Genomic DNA, 2,126 nt, shown 5'->3' on the forward strand with positions numbered 1-2,126 from the left:
AAAACTAACTCCCAACAAAAAAGAGGATACGTCATGAAAAAAATTTATTCACTTGAAAACTTTCCCGACCGCCACCCATTGATACCTGAGAATAACTTTTTCGGTACCAACTACCGCCATCTAATTTTACAAAAAATATCGAATAGTTTACCGCATTGTAGAAAAAACAGTTTTTATTTTGAGAATAATTCATGGCGCAAAGCTTCTAAATCTATAAATGAAAGGGGAGGGGACCTTTTAAGATTTGGTTACATGGGTATGAATTTGACACCAGTAACCTTTAAGATGTAGTGTATCTCCAAATGGAGGGAAATTACCCGCGTACATTGATGTAACTTTAGGCTCCGGTCGGAATTTTTTTAAATTCTCCATGCTATCAACGCCATTATGCAATATATGGAAACGTCAACAGGGTTTATTCCATCTTTTACATATCAATATGACAATAGATGGAAGTTTTTCCATGCTATATAAGCAATACATGGAAAGTTTTCCACCTATTCTAACTGTCTATTCTAACTGTTCGCATAATTGAAAAATATAGACAATCTGTTATAATATTAAGGAAAAAAACAATGCCAGAAATAAGCAGATTTTTTGGAATAATAATCGCTATTTATTATGATGACCATAATCCACCGCATTTTCATGCAAGGTATGGAGGTCAAAAGGTATCAATAGAAATTCAAACATTAAAAATTCTTGATGGGGAGATTTCTCCAAGAGCTCTTGGTTTGGTTATAGAATGGGCAGCTTTACACAAAAAAGAACTCGTAGAAGTTTGGGAATTGGCAAAAAATAATCAACCACCTTTTAAAATTGAACCATTGAAATAAAGGAGGTTATCATGCTTTGTGATGTTATTACTGCAAAAATGTTAAATGATTATCGCTTAGAGGTTGTGTTTGAGGATAACAAGAAAGGAGTTATTGATTTTTCGGAATATTTATCTAAAGGCGGAGTATTTGACAAGTTCAAAGATATTAATTTTTTTAAAAATTTTACTGTCAGTAAGGACTTGGGAACTATAATCTGGGGAGATGAGATAGATATTGCTCCTGAAACACTATATGAAAAATGCGAACAAGACGCTTGAGATGGACTGGGCAAAGCCGTGCCGCTTTTGAAGGGCAGTATTTGCTCGGTAGTTTTTACCTTTATCACAGTTTTTCGGTTATCGTTGCCCAGCCACTCAGCTTTACGTTGGCAATCATATTCAACATGGAGGTAACACAGTGACAAAAATGAATAAAAAACCAAAATCGTTGTACCAAATCAAAGTTACATTGGTTGGAAGCAAGCCTCCAATATGGAGAAGATTGATTGTTAAAGACAATATCAGATTAGATCAATTACATTCCGTTTTGCAGGTAGCAATGGGATGGTCTAATTACCATTTACATCAATATAGAGTTGGAAGCTCTTATATTGGAATTCCAGACACGGATTTTGATTTTGATGTAACAGATGAACGTAAGGTTTTTTTACAAGACATAATTTCTAATCCAAAAGAAAATTTTGCTTATGAATATGATTTCGGTGATGGATGGGAGCACAAAATCGTTCTCGAAAAAGTTCATTCTTTAGATTTTTCTGAATCACCTGCAATTATTAAAGGGAAAAAGGCATGTCCTCCAGAGGACTGCGGGGGTATTTGGGGATACTCCGATTTTTTGGATGCAATTCAAGATCCAAAACATGAAGAACATGAATCTATGCTCGAATGGGTTGGCGGGGAATTTGATCCTGATGATTTTGATATGAATTTTATTAACAAGAAATTTAACGTAAAGCGGGACGCTCTTTAATAATTCAATTGAAACAATATCTTGCTGTTATTTAAAAGGTTTTACAGTGAAAAGTATTGCATTTCCTCACTTCAATACCGCATTAGTGGAGTTTCATTACCGTACCGGATGTAGAGCTCATAGGCAAAAACGCCATTATTGTACAGATTAATCGAGATATAAAATTTTAAAAGAGCGTCCCGCTTTCCCAATAAGGTCAAAATGAGACTTGACCCTTATGTTGCGAGTTTGCCTAACCCATTGAATATATGTCCTTATTGGCGCAAGTGGCTGAAAGCAGGGATTGCATAAACAATACAGCAAGTTATCTAAGATTGT

4 protein-coding genes are annotated in these 2,126 nt (G+C 34.9%); all 4 read left to right on the forward strand.

The features are described from left to right. Positions 1-291 (forward strand): hypothetical protein (locus tag U9P79_08425; protein MEA2104648.1); only part of this gene is annotated, 291 nt, incomplete at its 5' end. 284 nt (positions 292-575) lie between these two features. Then, positions 576-836: a DUF4160 domain-containing protein gene (locus U9P79_08430; protein ID MEA2104649.1), complete on the forward strand. Its 261-nt coding sequence runs from the start codon at positions 576-578 to the stop codon at positions 834-836. An 11-nt stretch (positions 837-847) separates the two neighbouring features. Beyond that, positions 848-1,096, forward strand: coding sequence for a DUF2442 domain-containing protein (locus U9P79_08435; protein MEA2104650.1), 249 nt, complete (start codon positions 848-850; stop codon positions 1,094-1,096). A 148-nt stretch (positions 1,097-1,244) separates the two neighbouring features. Beyond that, positions 1,245-1,808 carry a plasmid pRiA4b ORF-3 family protein gene (locus U9P79_08440; protein MEA2104651.1) on the forward strand — a complete coding sequence of 188 codons (564 nt, stop codon included), beginning with the start codon at positions 1,245-1,247 and terminating at the stop codon, positions 1,806-1,808. The last annotated feature ends 318 nt before the right edge of the window (positions 1,809-2,126 follow it).

The organism is Candidatus Cloacimonadota bacterium (genome assembly GCA_034661015.1).
Taxonomy (GTDB): Bacteria; Cloacimonadota; Cloacimonadia; order JGIOTU-2; family JGIOTU-2; genus JAYEKN01.